This window comes from Stenotrophomonas sp. (assembly GCF_032061965.1).
Classification (GTDB): Bacteria; Pseudomonadota; Gammaproteobacteria; order Xanthomonadales; family Xanthomonadaceae; genus Stenotrophomonas.
On the sequence record NZ_DAMBEF010000016.1, the window covers coordinates 50,750 to 69,447 of the forward strand.

An 18,698-nucleotide genomic window follows, 5' to 3' on the forward strand; every position below is an offset into this window, starting at 1 on the left:
TGCGATGCCATTGGTCCAGCGCACTAGACTGTGCATCTTTCCGGCGCTGCGCCGTTGCACGGACCTGATCTTTCTCCATGTTGCCCAAGTTCTGGTGGTCGCCGTTGTTATGTGTCGGGCTGCTTGCCTGCAATCCACAGGAACAGACCAGCAAGCCGGCCGCCGATCCGGCCGTGGCGTTGGCGGCCGATGGCGACCACATGGTGTCGATCAATGTGATCGATGCGCCGGCACCGCCGCCGGTGCTGCCCGCCAAGGACAAGCCCTGGCCCGAGCTGGTGCTGGAGAACGGCAAGGCCTGGGTCAGTTGTGGCACCGATTACGCTGCTGAGAACGGCGACGGCGAAGAGCTGACCACGCTGGACCGCGCCAGCCTGGATGCCGCGCTGGAGCCTTGCAAGGAGCGTGGCCTGGTTCGGGTGCGCTACGCCGGCAAGATCAACCCGTCCTTTGCGGCGCTGGTGTCGCGGCTGGGGGTGGTGGCCGATGCGATGAAGATCAGCAAGCGGATCCTGGATCTGGATTCCAGTGGCGGCCAGGTCGAAGCGGCGATCGTGGCCGGTGATGACATCGGTGAATCCGGCTGGACCATCTGGGTGCGTGAAGGCTCGATCTGCCACAGCGCCTGCGTGTTCGTGCTGGCGGCCGGCGACAACCGCTTGATCTCGGGCAAGGTTGGCATCCATCGGATGATGCGCATCAGTTCCACCGCCACCTCGCGCGCGGAGTTGAACAAGGAACTGCACGAGGTCTACGACAACGTGAAGGACTACCTGCAGCGCAATGGCGTGGCGGTGGGTGTGGCTGATTTGATGATGACCGTGCCCAATCGCAGCTTGCGGGTGCTGACCAATGACGAGTTGAAGCAGTACGGCCTGGACGGCACCAACGCCGTGCAGGACGATCTGGAGCGGATCAAGCAGATGCGCAAATGCGGCGATGATTTCGTGCGTCGCAAGGACGCCTTCCTGATCGCCTTCGACCGTGACTGCAAGGTGGAAGGGGCCGATCTGGAAGCGGTCAACAGCTGTGGCCAGGCCTTGAAGGAGCGATTTGGCTTCCCGGACGAGACCTGCCCGGACGAAAGCCCGTTGTCCGAAATCGATACCGCCATGCTGGTGCCTGAGCCGTCTGCAACCGCCGGCAATGCGCCGGCTGCGGCACCGGCCGCTGCCGCCTCGACGGCCGCACAGCTGAATGCGCCAGCCGCCAAACATTGATCGCGAGAGGTGATGCAATTCACGTAAATCCGTGATTGGATTGGGCTCCACCAACTGAAAGCGTCACGGAGTGAGTCATGCGATCCAGTTGTCTGTTGCTGATGTTGTCCCTGGGCCTGCCTGCCGGTGCCGTGATGGCGCAGGCCACTGCGCAGCCTGCACCCGCGCCGGCGCCGGCGCCCGCTGCCGCGCCAGCGGCTGCCGCCCGTCCGGCGGCGCCAGCCCTGAGCGCCGCCCAGCAGGCGCAGGTTGCGCGTCAGGACGCAGAAATGACGGCGGCGGCGCAGCGCGTGGCGCAGCTGGTCGATGGCAACCAGGCGGCTTCGGTATGGGACGGCGCATCGGCGGTGGCCCGCAAGGCCGTCACCCGTGACCAGTTCGCCAGCAACGTCAACGCCGATCGCGCCAAGCTCGGTGCGCTGGTGTCGCGTGGCAAACCTTCCATTACCCGTGTGCAGTACCCGGCGGGTGCGGCGGTGCCTGAAGGCATCTATCTGAACGTCAGTTTCCCCACCCGCTTCGCCAACAACGCCCAGCCGGTACGTGAGCTGGTTTCGTTCCGGCTGGATGAGGACAAGGTCTGGCGCGCCTCGGGCTACAGCCTGCGGGCGGCCGCCGGCAACTGAGCCCGCCCACGTACGGGAACGAAAGGCGCCGTCAGGCGCCTTTTTTTATTTGCGCTGCGCCTGATCAGGATCAATGAAACCTTACTGGCGCCCCTCTACGCTGCCCGGCAACTGGCAGGAGTGAGCAGGCATGCGCAAGGTTGATGTGGTGGTGGTTGGGGCGGGGCCGGCGGGGCTCAGTTTCGCCCGCAGTCTGGCTGACACGGGCTTGTCGCTGGCGCTGGTGGAACAGCAGCCGCGTGCCGCCTTGGCCGATCCTGCGTTTGACGGGCGCGAGATTGCCTTGACCCATGCCTCGCGCCAGATCATGCAGGGCATCGGCTTGTGGCAGCAGTTGCCTGTGGCCGAGATTTCCTCGTTGCGCAGCGCCAGGGTCATGAATGGCAGTTCGCCCTTTGCGCTGGGCTTTGCCGCCGAGCGCGAGAACGTTGCCGAGTTGGGTTGGCTGGTGCCCAATCACCTTATCCGCCGTGCGGCCTGGGAAGCGGTGCAGGGGCAGGCCAATCTGGAGCTCATCGACGGTAGCAGCGTCACTGCCATCGAGGCGGGGGCGGCCTCCAGCGTGGTCACGCTGAGCGATGGGAGCTGCCTGCAGGCGCGGCTGGTGGCGGCGGCGGACAGCCGCTTCTCGGCCACCCGCCGCATGATGGGCATAGGCGCGCAGATGCGCGACTTCGGCAAGTCGATGCTGGTCTGCCGGATGCAGTGCGAGCACCCCCACAACAATGAGGCCTGGGAGTGGTTCGGCTACGGGCGCACGCTGGCGATGTTGCCCTTGCCCGGCAAGCAGGCGTCGGCGGTGATCACCTTGCCGCCGCAGCAGGCGCAGGCATTGGCTGCGCTGGACGAGGCTGCGTTCGGGGACAAGGTCACGGCGATGTTCGAACGCCGCCTGGGGCAGATGCGGCCGGCCAGCAGCCGCCACGTCTATCCCCTGGTAGGCGTCTATGCCCATCGCTTCGTGGCCAGCCGCTATGCGCTGATCGGCGATGCCGCCGTAGGCATGCACCCGGTCACCGCACATGGCTTCAACTTCGGCCTGCAGAGCCAGCAACGGTTGGCGCAACTGCTGCGCGAGGCCGCAGGCAAGGGCCTGGATATCGGCGGCGAGTCGTTGCTGGCGCGCTACCAGCGCGGTCACCGGCTGGCGACCCGGCCGTTGTATGAGGCCACCAACGCCATTGCCGCCCTGTACAACGATGGGCGCGGGCCGGCCCGCCTGCTACGGGACGCCGCGTTGCGCGTCGCCCAAAGCGTTGCCCCGTTCAGAAAAGTGATTGCGGGCCACCTGACCCAGGCCACGCCCTAGCCGGCGTGGCGGGGGCCGAACCGGCTCAGGCGGCGGAGTCGGCCAGGACGCGGATGCGCACGTCGCCCAGTTCGACCTGCTGGCCGGCGCGGATTTTGCAGGCCTTGCGCAGTTCGACCTCGCCGTCGACCGTGACATGGCCCTCGCCAATGATCATCTTGGCCTCGCCGCCGCTGGAGACCAGGTCGGTCAGCTTCAGCAACTGCTTCAGTTCCACGTATTCGCGGTCCAACTCAAAATCGATGGTTTGCATGGTGATTGCCGGTAAAAACGGGCACTATTGTGCGCCAAATGGTAGCTGCCCGGGGGGCAACAGGCTGCCCGGCGGAGCTGTTGCCGTGTTCGCCAGCTGAACGGAAAACACGCACCCCGCGACAGCAGGGGGCTTTAGAGCGCACAATATCCGTCTTTTCGCCCGCCCGTTCGCGGCGGTGCCCCCGGAGTTACCCATGTCCCAAGATACCCCCGCGCCGCTGCTGTTTGCAGATCTCGGCCTGTCCGAGCCTGTGATGAAGGCAGTGGCCGAAGTCGGTTACGAGACCCCGTCGCCGATCCAGGCTGCCACCATTCCGGCCATGCTGGAAGGTCGCGACGTGCTCGGCCAGGCGCAGACCGGCACCGGCAAGACCGGCGCCTTCGCGCTGCCGGTGCTGTCCAACATCAATCTTTCCGCCACCAAGCCGCAGGTGCTGGTGCTGGCGCCGACCCGCGAGCTGGCCATTCAGGTCGCCGAGGCGTTCCAGACCTATTCGGCCTCGATGCCGGGCTTCCGCGTGCTGCCGGTTTACGGTGGCCAGCCTTACGGCCAGCAGCTGTCGGCCCTGCGCCGTGGCGTGCACGTCGTGGTTGGCACCCCGGGCCGCGTGATCGATCACCTTGATCGCGGCACCCTGGACCTGTCCGAGCTGAAGACGCTGGTGCTGGACGAAGCCGACGAAATGCTGCGCATGGGCTTCATCGACGACGTTGAAGCCGTGCTCAAGAAGCTGCCGGAAAGCCGCCAGGTCGCGCTGTTCTCGGCCACCATGCCGCAGCAGATCCGCCGCATCGCGCAGACCTACCTGCGTGAGCCGGTGGAAGTGACCATTGCGTCCAAGACCACCACCTCGGCCAATATCCGCCAGCGTTACTGGTGGGTGGCTGGCATGCACAAGCTGGACGCGCTGACCCGCATCCTGGAGGTGGAAACCTTCGATGCGATGATCATCTTCGCGCGTACCAAGGCTGGCACCGAAGAGCTGGCTGGCAAGCTGCAGGCGCGTGGCCTGGCCGCTGCCGCCATCAACGGCGACATGCAGCAGGCACAGCGCGAGCGCACCATTGCCCAGCTGAAGGACGGCAAGCTCGACATCCTGGTTGCCACCGACGTGGCCGCCCGTGGTCTGGACGTGGAGCGCATCAGCCACGTGCTGAACTACGACATCCCGTACGACACCGAAAGCTATGTGCACCGCATTGGCCGCACCGGCCGTGCCGGCCGCAGCGGTGAGGCGATCCTGTTCGTCACCCCGCGCGAGAAGGGCATGCTGCGCCAGATTGAGCGCGCTACCCGCCAGCCGATCGAGGAAATGCAACTGCCGACCGTCGATGCGGTCAATGATCACCGTGTCAGCAAGTTCATGGACCGTATCAGCCAGACCCTGGCTGCCGGCGACATGGATTTTTACCGCGATCTGCTGCAGCGCTACGAAGGCGAGAACAACGTGCCGGCGATCGATATCGCTGCCGCGCTGGCCAAGCTGATGCAGGGTGATACCCCGTTCCTGCTGACCCCGCCGGTGCGTGAGCGCCGTGATGTGCCGGCAGCTGGGCGCAACGAGCGTCCGGCCCGTGACGGCGGCTTCCACCGTCGCGACGAGCGCGGTGAGCGTGGTGAGCGTCCGGCGCGCTTCGAGCCGCGCTTCGAGCGTGCCCCCCGTCACGACGATGGCGAGCGCGCACCGCGTCCGCCGCGTGGCGAAGGTGAGTTCGAGTCGCGCCCGCGTCGTGAAATGCCGCCGCGCAGCGCGCCGGAGTTCGGCATGGAGACCTACCGCATCGAAGTGGGCCACACCCATGGCGTGAAGCCGGCCAACATCGTCGGCGCCATCGCCAACGAAGCGGGCCTGGAAAGCCGCTATATCGGCCGCATCGACATCCATGATGGTCACTCGGTGCTGGATCTGCCGGCCGACATGCCCAGCGACGTGCTGCAGCACCTGAAGAAGGTCTGGGTGTCGGGCCAGCAGTTGCAGATGCGCAAGGTCGAGGCAGGCGAGGACGTTGGCAGCAGCTCTGCGGCCCCGGCGTTCAAGCCGCGCTTCCAGAAAGGCCCCAAGCCGGCGGTCCGCCCCGGTGGCCCGCGCCGTGACGGCTTCAAGCCGCGCGGCCCGCGCAACGGCTGATCCAGCCCTTGCCAGAACAAAGCCCCGGCTCTGCCGGGGCTTTTTTGTCTGTTTGTTGTCCTTGGGTGACAGCAGGCCAATAAGCCGAAGCCGCGATGTGCTTCACATGTCCTAGTCCCTCGGTTGTTGCGATAATCCTCAAAGTCGCGTCGGGGACGCGAAGGGATGAAGATGGTGGAAGCGGCGGGGAACGCACTGGCGACACGTAGGTCGGGGGGCGCAGCAGCGATGGGCTGGCTGATCGTCTTGCTGCTGCTGTGGCCCGTGTTTGCATCCGCTGCGTCGCCACGGTTGAACCGGGATTTCCTGTTGGTGGGCGCCGCTACCGATCAGCAGGCGCCGGTGCGTCAATGCACGCCGGACATCGCCCGGCACCTGCAGGAGGAAGTCCACATCCCTGCACCCGCGGGTGGCTGGTCCGGTGCCCCGCAGGCGGTGGATGTCTTCAACGTTTTTGCCGGCGAAGTGATGATCACCCACGGCGACCGCATGGTGTGCGGGCACATGCAGGATGCGCGCACGCGCGACTCCCGCTTCCGTGCCGGTATCGGCATGGTGGTGGTACCCAAACAGGGCGATATGGACCCGATCAGGGTGGCTTGGGAAGCGCCGTTGAAGGCGAAGTGGATTCCCACCGTGCGCCTGGGCGCACCCAGCCCGGTGCAGCAGATCGACACCGCGCGGCTGCTGGTCCGCACCGCCTGCATTGCCATTGCGCTGGCGCTGGCGCTGTCCGCACTGATGGGCTTCATCACTACCCGTGGCCGCGATTTTCTGATCTACACCCTGGTGTGTGCGCTGCTGGTGGTATGGCAGGCAGTGCTGAGTGGGCTCAGTGGCTACCCCGAACCCTGGCTGCCGGTGGGGCGGGCAGCGCCGGTATGGATGGTGGCGATCTCGGCGCTGAGCTACGCGGTGATGAGCTGGGTGCTGTGGCGCATGTGCGGCGGTCGCCGTGTGTGGCGTCAGTCGCGGCGATGGATGGTGTGGGTGGCAGTGGGGTTTGCGGTGATTGCGGCGATGACTCCGCTGATGCCACGGCCGTTGCTGTCGGCGGCGTCTGTGGGGCTGGATGTGGCATTCGCACTGCTGTGCGCGGCGGCGATGGCGATTGGCTTGCTGTCGATGCGGCGCGGCAACTACCAGGCGGTGGATGGGGTAGTGGCGCTGGTGCCATTGCTGTTGATGCCGCTTGCCGACCTGCTGGACAGCCGCTTGTTGCTGGAGTTCAGGGTCGAGGCCGTGCAGCTGTCGGTAACCTGGTTCCTGATGATGTCCGCGTACTCGTTGAACCGCAGCCTGGGCCATCTGCGCCAGCAGCGTGACGAAATGCGGCAGTTGGCCGATACCGATACCCTGACCGGCCTGCCCAACCGCCGTGCCGGGCTGCGCCAGCTGGAGCAGTACATCGTCCAGGCGCGGGCAGCGCAGCAGCCCTTGTCGATTGGCTTCCTCGATATCGACCTTTTCAAGCAGATCAATGACCGCTATGGCCATGATGTCGGCGATGACGTGCTGGTGTCGGTCGCAGCGACCCTGCATGCCGGTGTGCGCAGCCGCAGCGACGTGATCCGCATGGGTGGGGAGGAGTTCCTGATCCTGCTGCCCGGCAACAGTGCCGCAGCCGCACTGCCACGGCTGGAGCAGTTGCGCGAGAAGGTGAGCGTGCAGGCCGCAGCACTGCGCCACGAGGGCTTGGTGGTTACCGCCAGCATCGGCCTGGCCGAACTGCAGGACCATGACCTGGACGTGGCCTCGCTGTTGCGACGGGCCGACAATGCGATGTACGAGGCCAAGCGGGGCGGCCGCAACCAGGTGGTGGGCGCGGACCACAAGCGCGAAGCGGCCTGAACGCAGGCCGCGCTGTCACCGGGCAGGGCGATGGCGGATAATTCGCCGATGACAATCCGAATCAACAAGCACATTGCCGAAACCGGCTTCTGTTCACGCCGAGAGGCTGACCGCCTGCTCGCCGCCCGCCGCGTCACCGTCAACGGCATCGTTGCCGGCACGGGCGCCGTAGTGGGGGAGGGCGACGAGGTCAAGGTTGACGGCCAGCCGCTGCGCGCCCGCGCAGTGCAGAAGAGCACCGGCCGCCGCCATGTCTATATCGCGCTGAACAAGCCGGTGGGCATCACCTGCACCACCGAGAGCGCGGTCAAGGACAACATCGTCGAGTTCGTCGGCCATGAACAGCGCATCTTCCCGATTGGTCGCTTGGACAAGGATTCGGAAGGCCTGATCCTGATGACCAGCAACGGCGACATCGTCAACCAGATCCTGCGTGCCGAGAACGGTCACCAGAAGGAATATCTGGTCGCCGTCAACAAGCCGGTCACCGATGAATTCCTGCGTGGCATGGCGCGTGGGGTGCGCATCCACAACGAGATGACGCTGCCTTGCCGCACCAGCCGCATTGCCAAATACGGCTTCCGCATCATCCTGGAGCAGGGCCTGAATCGGCAGATTCGTCTGATGGCATCCGAGTTCGGCTACCGCGTCACCCAGCTGCGCCGCGTGCGCATCGACAACATCAAGATCGGTGCGCTCAAGCCCGGTCAATGGCGCAACCTGACCGAGCAGGAACTGCGCGGCCTGCTGCCGCAACAGCAGCAGTGGTGAAGTGTGACCGCCTCACCGCACCTTGCGTGCGGTGCGGCTAGACTCTTCTGCGCCATCAAGGCTTTCCATCCCGCCTGAGCCAGACCCGCGATGATCAAACCACCGGTTCCTGCCCACGAAGCCGAACGCCTTGCAGCGCTGCAGCGCTATCGCATCCTCGATACCGCGCGCGAGCAGGAATTCGATGATCTGGTGACAATCGCCCGCACCATCTGCAACACGCCGATGGGCGCGGTGACCCTGATCGACCGAGACCGGCAGTGGTTCAAGACCCTGCAGGGGCTGGAGGGCGAGCAGACCCCGCGTGATGACGCCTTCTGCGCACATACCATCCTCCGGCCGCAGGAGTTGACCGTGGTGCAGGATGCGCGCGAGGACGTACGCTTCAGCGGTAATCCCTCGGTGCTGGGCGATCCGTATATCCGTTTCTATGCTGGCGCGCCCTTGCTCAGCAGCGATGGTTACGCGCTGGGCTCGCTGTGCGTGTTTGATTCGGTGCCCGCGCAACTGGGTGCCCGCCAGGCCGATGCGCTGCGCGCGCTGTCCCGCCAGGTCAGCCGGATGATGGAAATGCGCCTGCTGCGCATGCAGATCGATCATCACCAGGAAGAGCAGGACTGGTACGAGGCGCGGCTTGCCGAGTACTACCAGGCGCTGGAACAGGCCAACCTTGAACTTTCCGAGCAGACCCGCACTGATCCGCTCACCGGGCTGCCCAACCGGCGTGCCCTGGCGGCGGCCTTGTCCGAGGTGATTGACCGCGCTGGCGCGGTGCCACCGGCGGTGGCCATCGTCGACATCGATCATTTCAAGATGGTCAATGACATCCACGGCCACAGCGAGGGCGACGTGGTGCTGACCGAGCTGGCTGCGGTGCTCAAGTCCCAGTTCGCCGGGCGCGGCATGGCGGCCCGTTATGGCGGTGAGGAGTTCGTGATCCTGATGCCGGAGACACCGTTGCAGCAGGCCGAGCTGCAGTGCGAATACCTGCGCGAATCGGTCAGCCTGTTGCCGATAGGCCTGCCGATCTCGGTCAGCATCGGCCTGGCCGTGCACCGTGCCGGTGAAAGTTCGGCCGATACTCTGCGTCGCGCCGACGCAGCGCTGTACCAGGCCAAGGCCGAAGGACGCGATCGGGTCATCGTGGCCGGCTGAGGGTGGTACATCTCGGCTGCTGCGACCGTCTGCTGCCAGACTGCCCCTGACCTACGACCGAGAGAAGGCGCCGATGCTGCAGACACTGGCCGTGGCCAACTACCGCTCACTGCACGAACTGGCCGTGCCTTTGGCCGGCTTGAACCTGGTTACCGGTGACAACGGCAGTGGCAAATCAAACCTTTATCGGGCCCTGCGGTTGCTGGCCGAAACCGCGCGCGGCGGGGTAGCCAGTGCGTTGGCCGGCGAGGGCGGATTGGAGTCGGCCTTGTGGGCCGGGCCGGAGCGGATCAGCCGCGCCATGCGCCTGGGCGAGGTGCCAATAGAGGGCACCGCCCGCAGTACGCCGGTATCGCTGCGGCTGGGTTTCGCCGCCGAGGACTTCGGCTATGCGATCGACCTTGGCCTGCCGATCCCCGGCGACTCGATGTTCGACCGCGACCCGCAGATCAAGAATGAAAGCATCTGGGCAGGGCCTTTCCTGCGCAGCAGCAACCTGCTGCTGGAGCGGCGCGGCAGCGTCGTGCGGCGTCGTGCCGGCCGCGGCTGGGAGGTGGTGGACGAGCATCTTTCATCATTCGACAGCCTTTTCAGCCAACTTGCCGATCCGCAACGGATGCCGGAGGTGTTGGCACTGCGCGAGTACATCCGTGGTTGGCGCTTCCATGATCACTTCCGCTCCGATGGTGCAGCGCCGGCACGGCAACCGTGCATGGCGATCCGCACGCCGGTATTGGCCAACGACGGGCATGACCTGGCCGCTGCATGGCAGACCATTGTCGAGATCGGCGACAGACAGGGCCTGCAGCGATCATTGGAGGATGCGTTCGAGGGCGCGCAGGTGCGGATCGAGGGCTGGGAGGGGCGGCTGGCGCTGAAGTTCCAGCAGCCGGGCCTGCTGCGGCCACTGGCTGCCAGCGAGCTGTCCGACGGCACCTTGCGTTATCTGCTGCTGATCGCCGCGCTGCACACGCCGCGGCCGCCGCCCTTGCTGGTGCTCAACGAGCCTGAAACCAGCCTGCATCCGGACCTGCTGCCGGCGTTGGCAAGGCTGATCATCGCCGCGTCGGCCCGCAGCCAGGTGTGGGTGGTTTCGCATGCCACGCGGCTGATCGCAGCCTTGCAGGAAGATCCCGCCTGCAATGCGATCCGCCTGCACAAGGAACTCAGCCAGACCCGGGTGTGGGGCGTGGGCAATCTGGAAGGGCCAGCGTGGTACTGGCCGCAGCGCTGATCAGGCCGCTGGTGCAGCCTGCGGTCGCCAACGATTGAGCAACGGGTGCAGGAACACGCCGCCGAGGATGATGGCCACGCCTAGGTAGAACTGCAGGGTCAGCTCGTGCTGCTCGCCGAGGAACAGCATCGCCAGCAGGATTGCGTAGACCGGCTCAAGGTTGGTGACCAGCTGTACCGTGTAAGCACTCAGGTGCTTGAGCGCGACCAGCGCTAGTGCAAACGGCAGCAGCGTACACAACCCTGACAGGGCCAGCAGCAGCATCCCGTCATGCAGGTTGGGCAGCACCCACAGGTCGCTGGCCAGGGCCGGCAGCAGCAGCGGCAAGGCCGGCGCCAGCAGGGTCAGGGTCAAGGTGCCAGCGCCCAGCTCCAAGGCGGTGACTGTGAGTGGGTCGGCATGGCCGACCATGCGCTTGTTGAAGGAGCCGAAGATGGCCACCAGCAAGGCCGACACGGCGCCGACCGCCACGCCCAGGCGCATGCCATCGGGCACGCCGCCGACTACCAAGGCGACGCCGGGCAATACAACCACACCCAGCGCCAGCTCACGCATCTGGAATGGGCGTCGCGCGATCCACGGCTCGATGATGGACGTGAACACCGGTGCCAGAGCGATACAGGTGGCCGCCACCGAGGCATTGGCCAGCTTCACCGCGCCATAGAAGGTCAGCCAATGCAGCGCAACCAGCGCGCCGATACCGGCATAGCCCAGCGCCAGGCGCAGGTTGAGGCTCGACAGGCCGCGCCAGACCCGTGGCACCACCGCCAGCATCGCTACCACCAGCAGCATGCGCCACCACACCAGCGGCAGCGCGGGCAGGGTGATCAGCTTGCCGAGAATGGCGGTGATGCCCCATAACAGAACGCAGAAGTGGATCTGCAACAGGGCTTTGCGGGTGTCGTTGGTAGGCATCAGGCTATTGTCGCCGATGCCGATGACAAAGGCTGCGCCGTAGGCATCAGTTTTTGTCGACCAGGGCCTGCAGTGCCTGCGCCGCCGCTGGGTTGCGGTGCTTGGCGGCGCTGATGAAGTACAGGAAGACCTCGCGGGGTTTGGCCGCTGCCAGCGGCGCTGCCAGATGCGGCAGCTCGGCCACGTCCTCGCCCTTGCGCCAGTGCTGGACACGCGTGGCCCACTGCGTAAGTTCGTTGGCCGGATAGCCGGTGGCATGTTCATCGCGGCTGCCCATCAAGCGCGCGTAGACGAAGTCGCCGGACAGATCGGCGGCGCTGGGGTAGCTGGTGGAGTCGGTATAGACCAGCGCGACGCCATGCTGGCGGATCAGCGCAACCAGTTCGGCATCAAAGCAGTTGGGGTCGCGAACTTCCAGCGCATGCCGCTGGCGGCCGCCGTTGACCCGCTGCGGCAGCAATTGCAGGAATGCCGCGAGGTCGTCGCGGTCCAGTGTTCGCCCAGCTTCGAATTGCCAGACCAGCGGCCCCAAGCGGTCACCGAGATGGCTTATGCCGTCGATGAAGTCCTCGATCTGCCCGCCGGTTCCGGCCAGATTGCGCGCGGTGACGATGCGCTTTGGCGCCTTGGCCGAAAACACGAAACCTTCCGGCGTGGCATCGCGCCAGCCGGCGTAGATATGCGGCTTCTGCGCGCCGTAATAGGTGCCGTTGATCTCGATGCTGGTCAGCTGCTGGCTGGCGAATTCCAGTTCACGGCGTTGCACCAGCCCGGCCGGATAGAAGGTGCCGCCGCGCCACGGTACATAGGTCCAGCCGCCGATGCCGATGTGGACGCCGGGTACGTGCGCGGTGCTGGCAAAAAGATCGTTCAAGGCAGGGCCGTGTTGTTGTGGGGGCGGCCTGCGCCGCGTAGCAGACAATGTAACTGCACAAGGTGGTGCCGAGCCAAGCTCGGCAGACGCTTTATCGACGATCCAGATGCTGCATGTAACGCTTCTGTAGTGCCGAGTCATGCTCGGCAGAGGCTTTACCAGTGATCCAAACGCTACGTGGAACGCCTCTGTAGTGCCGAGCCATGCTCGGCAGAAGCTTTACCAGTGATCCAAACGCTACGTGGAACGCCTCTGCCGAGCATGGCTCGGCACTACATTCAAAGCCAGCGGCCGGTAGGGCTAGGTGTAAGGCCTCTGCCGCGCATGGCTCGGCGCTACAGGTTCGGGGCCCAGGGGTCGTAGCTGCCGAACCACCATAGATGGCCCTCCGGGTCACGGCAGGCGTAGCCACGTCCGCCATAGGCCTGGTCGGCGATGTCGATGACGATCTCGGCGCCGGCCGCCTTGGCCTGGACATAGTGGACGTCGGCGTCGCTGACGATGACACAGGCACTTTGCGTCTCCATGCCGCCCACTTCGTCGGGCTGGATCATGTTGCTGCCCCATTCGCCGGGCTGCACCGAGCCCAGCATCACCATACCGTTGCCGAATACCAGCTGCGCGTGGTGAACCACGTCGCCGTCCTGGTAGACGGCATGGCGCTGGAAGCCGAAGGCCTTGCATAGCCAGTCGATCGCGGCAGGCGCGTCGCGGTAACGCAGGCAGGGAACGATGGTGGCGGTGGTGCGCGCGGCGAGGTCCATGGTCGGCTCCGGGCAGCAATGGAAAAGCGAGGGTGGGCGCGCTCGCGTTACCATCGCGAGAAGGCTGGCCCGGCGCCAGTATGGATCGATAGGGAGCACACTTTGAATAGTTGGTTGGGCGGCGGGCTGGTGCTCGCGATGGGGGTGGCCGCACCGATGGCCGTTGCACAGGACGCGGTGCCGGCGGAGCTGCAGCAATTGGATGCCACGGTTGAACGCGTGCGTGAACAGTTCGATGTACCGGGCGTGGCGGTGGCCGTGGTCAAGGATGGCAAGGTCATCCTGGAGCGTGGCTGGGGCCTGCGTGAGCTGGGCAAGCCCGAGCCGGTGCAGGCCGATACCTTGTTCGCCATCGCCTCCAATACCAAGGCGTTCACCGCAACCTCGCTGAACCTGCTGGCCGAGGAAGGCAAGCTGAAGATGGATGATCGCGTGGTCGATCACCTGCCGTCGTTCCGCATGTCCGATCCTTATGTGACCGGCGAGATGCGCATCCGCGACCTGCTCTCGCACCGCAGCGGCCTGAGCCTGGGCGCAGGCGACCTGCTGTTCTGGCCGACTACCCGTTACAGCAACGCCGAAGTCGTCGCGCGTCTGGCGCAGGTGCCGCTGAAGAACGGCTTCCGTGACCGCTACGCCTACGACAATATCCTGTATGCGGTTGCCCAGCAGGTGATCGAGAAGGTGTCCGGGCTGTCCTATGCCGATTTCCTGCAGCAGCGCATCTTCGACAAGGTGGGCATGGCTCAGACCCGCTACAACGCCGATCACCTCAAGCCGGGCGACAACGCGGCCGTTGGTCACGCCAAGTTCGATTTCAAGGATCTGCGCCCGGTGCCACCGCTGACCTGGTCGAACAATGCAGGTGCTGGCGGTATCTATTCCAGCGTGCATGACCTGGCCAAGTGGATGAACGTGCAGCTGGCCGAGGGCAAGCTTGCTGATGGCACACCGCTGTTCAGCGAAAAGACCCAGCAGCAGATGTGGCAGATGCAGATCCCGCAGGTGGTGCCAAAACCGTCGGTGCCTGAACTGGCTGCGGCACGCCCGAACTTCGCCGGCTACGGTGAGGGCTGGAGCCTGAGCGATTACCGCGGGCAGAAGCTGGTATGGCATACCGGCGGTTGGCCGGGCCAGGTGTCGCGACTGACCCTGGTACCGGAACAGAAGCTGGGCGTGGTGGTGCTGACCAACCAGGAATCCGGTGCCGCCTTCAATGCCATCACCATGAGCGTGCTCGATGCCATGCTCGGCGCGCAGGGCAATGACTGGGTCGCTGCCTACGCGGCGGGTGTGGCCAAGGCGCAGGGCAATGCCGATGAGGGCTGGGCCAAGCATGTGGCTGCGCGCGATGCCAGGAGCAAGCCGTCGTTGCCGCTGTCCGGATATGCCGGCGCGTATCGCGATGCATGGTACGGCGACGTATTCGTGGAACAGCAGGGTGGCAAGCTGCGCCTGCGCTTCGGTGCCACCGCCGATCTGGTGGGTACGATGGAACACTGGCAGCACGATACCTTCATCGTGCGCTGGGACAACCGCTCGCTCAATGCCGATGCCTTCGTCAACTTCAGCCTGGACCCGGACGGCAAGGTGCGCGAGGTGCGCATGCAGGCGGTGTCGTCCTTGACCGACTTCAGCTTCGACTTCCAGGATCTGCTGTTGACGCCAAAGCAAGAGTAAGCGCCGCCGGCGTTGTCAAGGGAGCGGGCTAAGCCTGGATGCCGGCAACCCACCAGGTAAAAAGCAGCAGCGGCGGCAGCTGCCTTTGCTGGCAGACTTGGCACTGTAGAAGACCGGCGATGGTTCACATCGCCGGTCTTTTCATTGGAGCGTACGTATTCACCGGCGTGGCGACGTCGGTCGTTGCGCTGCCCGAATACACCCTGCATTCAAAACGCCTGCCACTACGACAGCGCTGTGCCAATAGCGTGTGCATGCGTGGAGCCAGCGGAAACGATCAGGCAAAAATTTCATTGATTGCAATCAATGCTACCCGTGCATTGCAGCGCTTCGTGCCGACGCGGGCGGTGCGAGACCCGTATACACGCCGGCAGCAGCCCTTCAAAGCTGAAGGGGTGTTCATATTGGTGCCGAAAAGAGGCGTTTTCTGACCGAAAAAGCGCAGGTTTTCCGCTTTGAGACTTGTCTGATGTAAGGGCGGCAGCAAGCCGCTGATCATCCGCGCACTTTCCTTGAGTAGCGCTGGCATGAATCGTATCTTCCGCATTATCCGTAACCCTCAAACCGGTCAGTGTGCAGTTGCATCGGAGCTGGCTCCGCGTAGGGGGCGTCGTACTCGCGGAATTTCTGCCATTGCCGCGGGTATCGCGACCTGCATCGCCACCCCTGCGATGGCGATAGCCTTGAACGGGGAGCATTACGTCTCTGGAGTCACGCCGTCCTACCCCTGGCAGCAGGGCGAGTTTGTCGAAGTTGGCAAGAATGGCGGTGGCAATCTGTGGGTATCCGAAGGCATCGAAATGCCCGTCGCATCGTCCTTGATGATCGGTGTAACGGGTTGGGATTCTGCGGTGGTCGGCGAAGCAACGGTTGTTGTCAGCGGACCGAATGCTTCGCTGAGCAGCAATAATTTCATGACGATCGGCGATACGGGTGAGGGCTCCCTGCACATCGACGATGGCGGCGGTGTCTGGAACCACGGTATTGGCTATATCGGATTTACGGGTGGAAGCAACGGCACTCTCACTGTGCGCGGGATGGATTCGACGTTTCGCAATAGCGATTACTTCATGGTTGGGGGCCACGGTTCCCGTGGCGCGCTGGCTATCGCCAGAGGTGGGCGCGTCGTCACTGAAGACTGGGCATTCATCGGTTACGGGCGGGGATCGGAGGGCGTCGTCGATGTCCACGGCGATGCCCAATGGCAAAGTCAAGGCAACTTGGTCGTCGGTTATCAGGGCAAGGGAGCGCTGAACATCAGCAACGGCGGCACGGTGCTGGTCGGGGAGGATATGTTTGTCGCAGGGCACCCCAGCGGTTCATCCCCTGACACGGAAGGCCACGTTCTTGTGACTGGCAGCGGCTCCGTGCTCCGTGTGGATGGGCCTGTAGGGATCATCGTGGGCGGGCCAGGCCCGGGACGCCTGACGGTCGCAGACGGCGCTGCCATTGAGTCGGGGATGGTGGTGAACGCGTATGACAACGCCCATATCGAAGTTAAAAAAGGTGGCCATCTGTCCGGGAAATACATGCAGGTGGGGGGGCTTGGCGAAGCGACGATGACCATCGCTGATGGCAGCAGCGTGGAGGCCAGTGAGCTTCGAATCGGAAAGGGGGATGTTGCCGGGCAAGCCGCGGGCAGGGTAGACGTAAGTGATTCCCTGCTTTTCAGTACGAAGCTATGGGTTGGTTATTTTGGAGTGGGGGTGCTGGATGTAGCTTCCGGTAGCACCGTTGAGTCCAGAATCGCTGAGATTGGCTATGCGGATTTTTCGGACGGTGCCGTTACGGTGGCGGGCGACGGAGCGCAGTGGACCAATGCAGCTGATGTAGTGATCGGCTATTGGGGGCGCGGCCGGCTGGGCAGTAGCGATGGCGGGCGCGTCTCGATCGGTGCGGACACGGTCCTTGGCTACTTCAGTGACAGTCATGGAAGTGCTGATGTTTCGGCTGGCGCCAAGCTCACCATTGGCGGCACGTTGAACATAGGCAGGCAGGGAACGGGGGCGCTAACTGTTGGCGCAGGCGGAGAAGTGTCCAGTGCAAACGCAGTACTGGGCGACGTGCGTTTGGGACGTTTTGTTGGTGAAGGGACGGCTGTCGTGTCCGGCGCCGGCGCTCTGTGGAAAAGCGCCGGGAGTCTGATTGTTGGGAATGCCGGCAGGGGGACCTTGAGCATTGCCGATGGCGGCAGCGTTGCGGTGGCTGGGCGGATGACGGTGGGCCATACCGGCAAGGGTACCGTCGATGTCTCCAGCGGTGGCGCGCTGCGTGTTGACGGCGGGTTGGCCGTGGCTGCGCATGGTTTGGGTTACCTGAACATCGCCGACGCCGGCAACCTTCACAGCGCTTGGGGTTCGATAGGCGGGTCTTATGGCAGCTACGGCAGCGTGACGGTTGCCGGTGCAGACGCACGGTGGACCAATATTGGCAATCTGACCGTGGGTGAAGAGGGTGCCGGTAATCTGAATATCGGTGCTGGTGCACAGGTCTTCAGCGGCAATACCTTGCTTGGGCAGTTCGATGGCGGTAAAGGCACAGTGTCCGTTGCGGGCGCGGACGCGGGTTGGCATGCGGGCAACAACCTTGGCGTAGGTGGACGTGGTATGGGTACGCTGAGGGTTGGTGCCGGTGGCACAGTGAACAATGTTGATGCCTGGTTGGGCATGTTTGACAGCGGAACAGGCGTTGCCGTGGTATCTGGCGCCGACGCGCACTGGGTCAGTACCGGCACACTCACGATCGGCGAAGCCGGCGTGGCCAAGCTTGATGTCCAGACCGGTGGGGCGGTCAGCAGCGCGAACGCAACGCTCGGTCATCTGGCCGGCAGCACTGGTGTTGCGACCGTAGTGGGCGAGGGGGCAACCTGGAACAACGCGGGGCGCTTGAATGTGGGTGATGTCGGCACAGGCGTGTTGACCCTCGCCGATGGCGGCCAGGTTGTCACTGACAAGCTGTTACTGGCTGCGGCGGAGATTTCCAACGGCACCTTGAACATCGGTAACGGCGGCATGGCCGGCTTGCTGGATGCCGTCGTGGTCGAGGGCGGTGACGGCCAGGCCGTTGTCAATTTCAACCATGTCGATGGGGTCACGGTCGCGTCGAAGCTCAGCGGTTCGCTGGCAGTCAATTCGCTGGCTGATGGCGTAACTACGCTGCTGGCGCAGAGCGACTATCGTGGCGCCACATCGTTGTTGGAGGGAACCCTGCGAGCAGGTGCGGCAGGTGTGCTCAGTGGTGCATCCCACCATCGGGTGGCTACGGGTGCACAGTTGAATCTGGGGGGCTTCAACCAAGGCATCGCAAGCCTCGATAACGCTGGTACGGTGGTATTTGCTGGAGTCGACGCGGCGCCGGGAACACTCCTCACCGTGCAGGGTGACTACGTCGGCAATGGCGGAGTTTTGCAGATGAATACCGTGCTGGGCGGCGATGATTCGCTCACCGACCGCATGGTGGTCGAAGGTGATACCAGCGGTCACAGCTGGGTGCAGGTCAACAATGTCGGTGGCGCCGGTAACGTCACCCAGAACGGCATTCAGTTGATCGCGGTGAAGGGCGCATCGCAGGGCGTGTTTGAAATGCAGGGCCGTGCGGTGGCCGGTTTGTACGAATACTGGCTGTACCACGGTGGGCGTGACACGCCGGATGATGGCGGCTGGTATCTGCGTTCGGAATTGCCGCCGGTTGATCCGGTTGATCCAGTAGATCCGGTCGATCCAGTAGACCCAGTAGATCCAGTCGATCCGGTAGATCCGGTAGATCCGGTAGATCCGGTAGATCCGGTCGATCCAGTCGATCCGGTAGATCCGGTAGATCCGGTCGATCCAGTCGATCCAGTCGACCCCGTAGATCCAGTCGATCCAGTCGATCCGGTAGATCCGGTAGATCCGGTAGATCCGGTAGATCCGGTCG

The 18,698-nt window shown here is 64.4% G+C and carries 15 protein-coding genes; 11 read left to right on the plus strand and 4 right to left on the minus strand.

What is annotated here, in order from left to right:
- Positions 1-77: 77 nt before the first annotated feature.
- The 3 genes from RT460_RS10435 to ubiM all read left to right on the plus strand — a co-directional run bounded on the left by RT460_RS10435 (position 78) and on the right by ubiM (position 3,155).
- Positions 78-1,220 (plus strand): hypothetical protein, encoded by a 1,143-nt coding sequence (locus RT460_RS10435; protein WP_313318886.1) that lies wholly within the window; start codon positions 78-80, stop codon positions 1,218-1,220.
- 77 nt (positions 1,221-1,297) lie between these two features.
- On the plus strand, positions 1,298-1,846 hold the full coding sequence (locus RT460_RS10440) for a DUF4019 domain-containing protein (protein WP_313318887.1): 549 nt from the start codon (positions 1,298-1,300) through the stop codon (positions 1,844-1,846).
- Between the two features lie 130 nt (positions 1,847-1,976).
- Positions 1,977-3,155 (plus strand): 5-demethoxyubiquinol-8 5-hydroxylase UbiM, encoded by a 1,179-nt coding sequence (gene ubiM / locus RT460_RS10445; RefSeq protein WP_313318888.1) that lies wholly within the window; start codon positions 1,977-1,979, stop codon positions 3,153-3,155.
- A gap of 25 nt (positions 3,156-3,180) precedes the next feature.
- On the opposite strand, the gene RT460_RS10450 is transcribed toward ubiM, so the two are convergent.
- Positions 3,181-3,408, minus strand: a complete 228-nt coding sequence (locus tag RT460_RS10450) for an RNA-binding S4 domain-containing protein (RefSeq protein ID WP_313318889.1) — start codon at positions 3,406-3,408, stop codon at positions 3,181-3,183.
- A gap of 196 nt (positions 3,409-3,604) precedes the next feature.
- On the opposite strand from RT460_RS10450, the gene RT460_RS10455 reads away from it, so the two are divergent.
- The 5 genes from RT460_RS10455 to RT460_RS10475 all read left to right on the plus strand — a co-directional run bounded on the left by RT460_RS10455 (position 3,605) and on the right by RT460_RS10475 (position 10,550).
- Positions 3,605-5,539 (plus strand): DEAD/DEAH box helicase, encoded by a 1,935-nt coding sequence (locus tag RT460_RS10455; RefSeq protein WP_313318890.1) that lies wholly within the window; start codon positions 3,605-3,607, stop codon positions 5,537-5,539.
- Between the two features lie 165 nt (positions 5,540-5,704).
- Complete coding sequence (locus tag RT460_RS10460) at positions 5,705-7,390, plus strand: diguanylate cyclase (protein ID WP_313318891.1); 1,686 nt, start codon at positions 5,705-5,707, stop codon at positions 7,388-7,390.
- Positions 7,391-7,438: 48 nt separating this feature from the next.
- Positions 7,439-8,161 (plus strand): pseudouridine synthase, encoded by a 723-nt coding sequence (locus RT460_RS10465; RefSeq protein WP_313318893.1) that lies wholly within the window; start codon positions 7,439-7,441, stop codon positions 8,159-8,161.
- Positions 8,162-8,251: 90 nt separating this feature from the next.
- Positions 8,252-9,316, plus strand: coding sequence for a sensor domain-containing diguanylate cyclase (locus RT460_RS10470; RefSeq protein ID WP_313318894.1), 1,065 nt, complete (start codon positions 8,252-8,254; stop codon positions 9,314-9,316).
- A 73-nt stretch (positions 9,317-9,389) separates the two neighbouring features.
- On the plus strand, positions 9,390-10,550 hold the full coding sequence (locus RT460_RS10475) for an AAA family ATPase (RefSeq protein WP_313318895.1): 1,161 nt from the start codon (positions 9,390-9,392) through the stop codon (positions 10,548-10,550).
- Here RT460_RS10475 and RT460_RS10480 read toward each other — a convergent pair whose 3' ends face one another.
- The 3 genes from RT460_RS10480 to RT460_RS10490 form a co-directional block, all read right to left on the minus strand.
- Positions 10,551-11,465, minus strand: coding sequence for a DMT family transporter (locus tag RT460_RS10480; RefSeq protein ID WP_313318897.1), 915 nt, complete (start codon positions 11,463-11,465; stop codon positions 10,551-10,553).
- A 46-nt stretch (positions 11,466-11,511) separates the two neighbouring features.
- Positions 11,512-12,339 (minus strand): DUF72 domain-containing protein, encoded by an 828-nt coding sequence (locus RT460_RS10485; protein WP_313318898.1) that lies wholly within the window; start codon positions 12,337-12,339, stop codon positions 11,512-11,514.
- 335 nt (positions 12,340-12,674) lie between these two features.
- Positions 12,675-13,103 (minus strand): VOC family protein, encoded by a 429-nt coding sequence (locus tag RT460_RS10490; protein WP_313318899.1) that lies wholly within the window; start codon positions 13,101-13,103, stop codon positions 12,675-12,677.
- A gap of 138 nt (positions 13,104-13,241) precedes the next feature.
- Between RT460_RS10490 and RT460_RS10495 the strand changes: the two genes are divergently transcribed.
- The 3 genes from RT460_RS10495 to RT460_RS10505 form a co-directional block, all read left to right on the plus strand.
- The gene (locus RT460_RS10495) at positions 13,242-14,783 is read left to right on the plus strand and encodes a serine hydrolase (protein WP_313318926.1); all 1,542 of its coding nucleotides are present in this window, start codon (positions 13,242-13,244) and stop codon (positions 14,781-14,783) included.
- 119 nt (positions 14,784-14,902) lie between these two features.
- Entirely contained in the window at positions 14,903-15,214 is a 312-nt protein-coding gene (locus RT460_RS10500; protein ID WP_313318900.1) for a hypothetical protein, read from the plus strand.
- Positions 15,215-15,310: 96 nt separating this feature from the next.
- The coding region (locus tag RT460_RS10505) for an autotransporter outer membrane beta-barrel domain-containing protein (RefSeq protein WP_313318901.1) at positions 15,311-18,698 on the plus strand (3,388 nt) is incomplete at its 3' end.

What these genes read in the sequence shown, in the direction of transcription:
- RT460_RS10435 (WP_313318886.1), top strand. Translation starts at nt 78, where the DNA reads ATGTTGCCCAAGTTCTGGTGGTCGCCGTTGTTATGTGTCGGGCTGCTT.
- RT460_RS10440 (WP_313318887.1), top strand. Translation starts at nt 1,298, where the DNA reads ATGCGATCCAGTTGTCTGTTGCTGATGTTGTCCCTGGGCCTGCCTGCC.
- ubiM (WP_313318888.1), top strand. Translation starts at nt 1,977, where the DNA reads ATGCGCAAGGTTGATGTGGTGGTGGTTGGGGCGGGGCCGGCGGGGCTC.
- RT460_RS10450 (WP_313318889.1), bottom strand. Translation starts at nt 3,408, where the DNA reads ATGCAAACCATCGATTTTGAGTTGGACCGCGAATACGTGGAACTGAAG.
- RT460_RS10455 (WP_313318890.1), top strand. Translation starts at nt 3,605, where the DNA reads ATGTCCCAAGATACCCCCGCGCCGCTGCTGTTTGCAGATCTCGGCCTG.
- RT460_RS10460 (WP_313318891.1), top strand. Translation starts at nt 5,705, where the DNA reads ATGAAGATGGTGGAAGCGGCGGGGAACGCACTGGCGACACGTAGGTCG.
- RT460_RS10465 (WP_313318893.1), top strand. Translation starts at nt 7,439, where the DNA reads ATGACAATCCGAATCAACAAGCACATTGCCGAAACCGGCTTCTGTTCA.
- RT460_RS10470 (WP_313318894.1), top strand. Translation starts at nt 8,252, where the DNA reads ATGATCAAACCACCGGTTCCTGCCCACGAAGCCGAACGCCTTGCAGCG.
- RT460_RS10475 (WP_313318895.1), top strand. Translation starts at nt 9,390, where the DNA reads ATGCTGCAGACACTGGCCGTGGCCAACTACCGCTCACTGCACGAACTG.
- RT460_RS10480 (WP_313318897.1), bottom strand. Translation starts at nt 11,465, where the DNA reads ATGCCTACCAACGACACCCGCAAAGCCCTGTTGCAGATCCACTTCTGC.
- RT460_RS10490 (WP_313318899.1), bottom strand. Translation starts at nt 13,103, where the DNA reads ATGGACCTCGCCGCGCGCACCACCGCCACCATCGTTCCCTGCCTGCGT.
- RT460_RS10495 (WP_313318926.1), top strand. Translation starts at nt 13,242, where the DNA reads ATGGGGGTGGCCGCACCGATGGCCGTTGCACAGGACGCGGTGCCGGCG.
- RT460_RS10500 (WP_313318900.1), top strand. Translation starts at nt 14,903, where the DNA reads ATGGTTCACATCGCCGGTCTTTTCATTGGAGCGTACGTATTCACCGGC.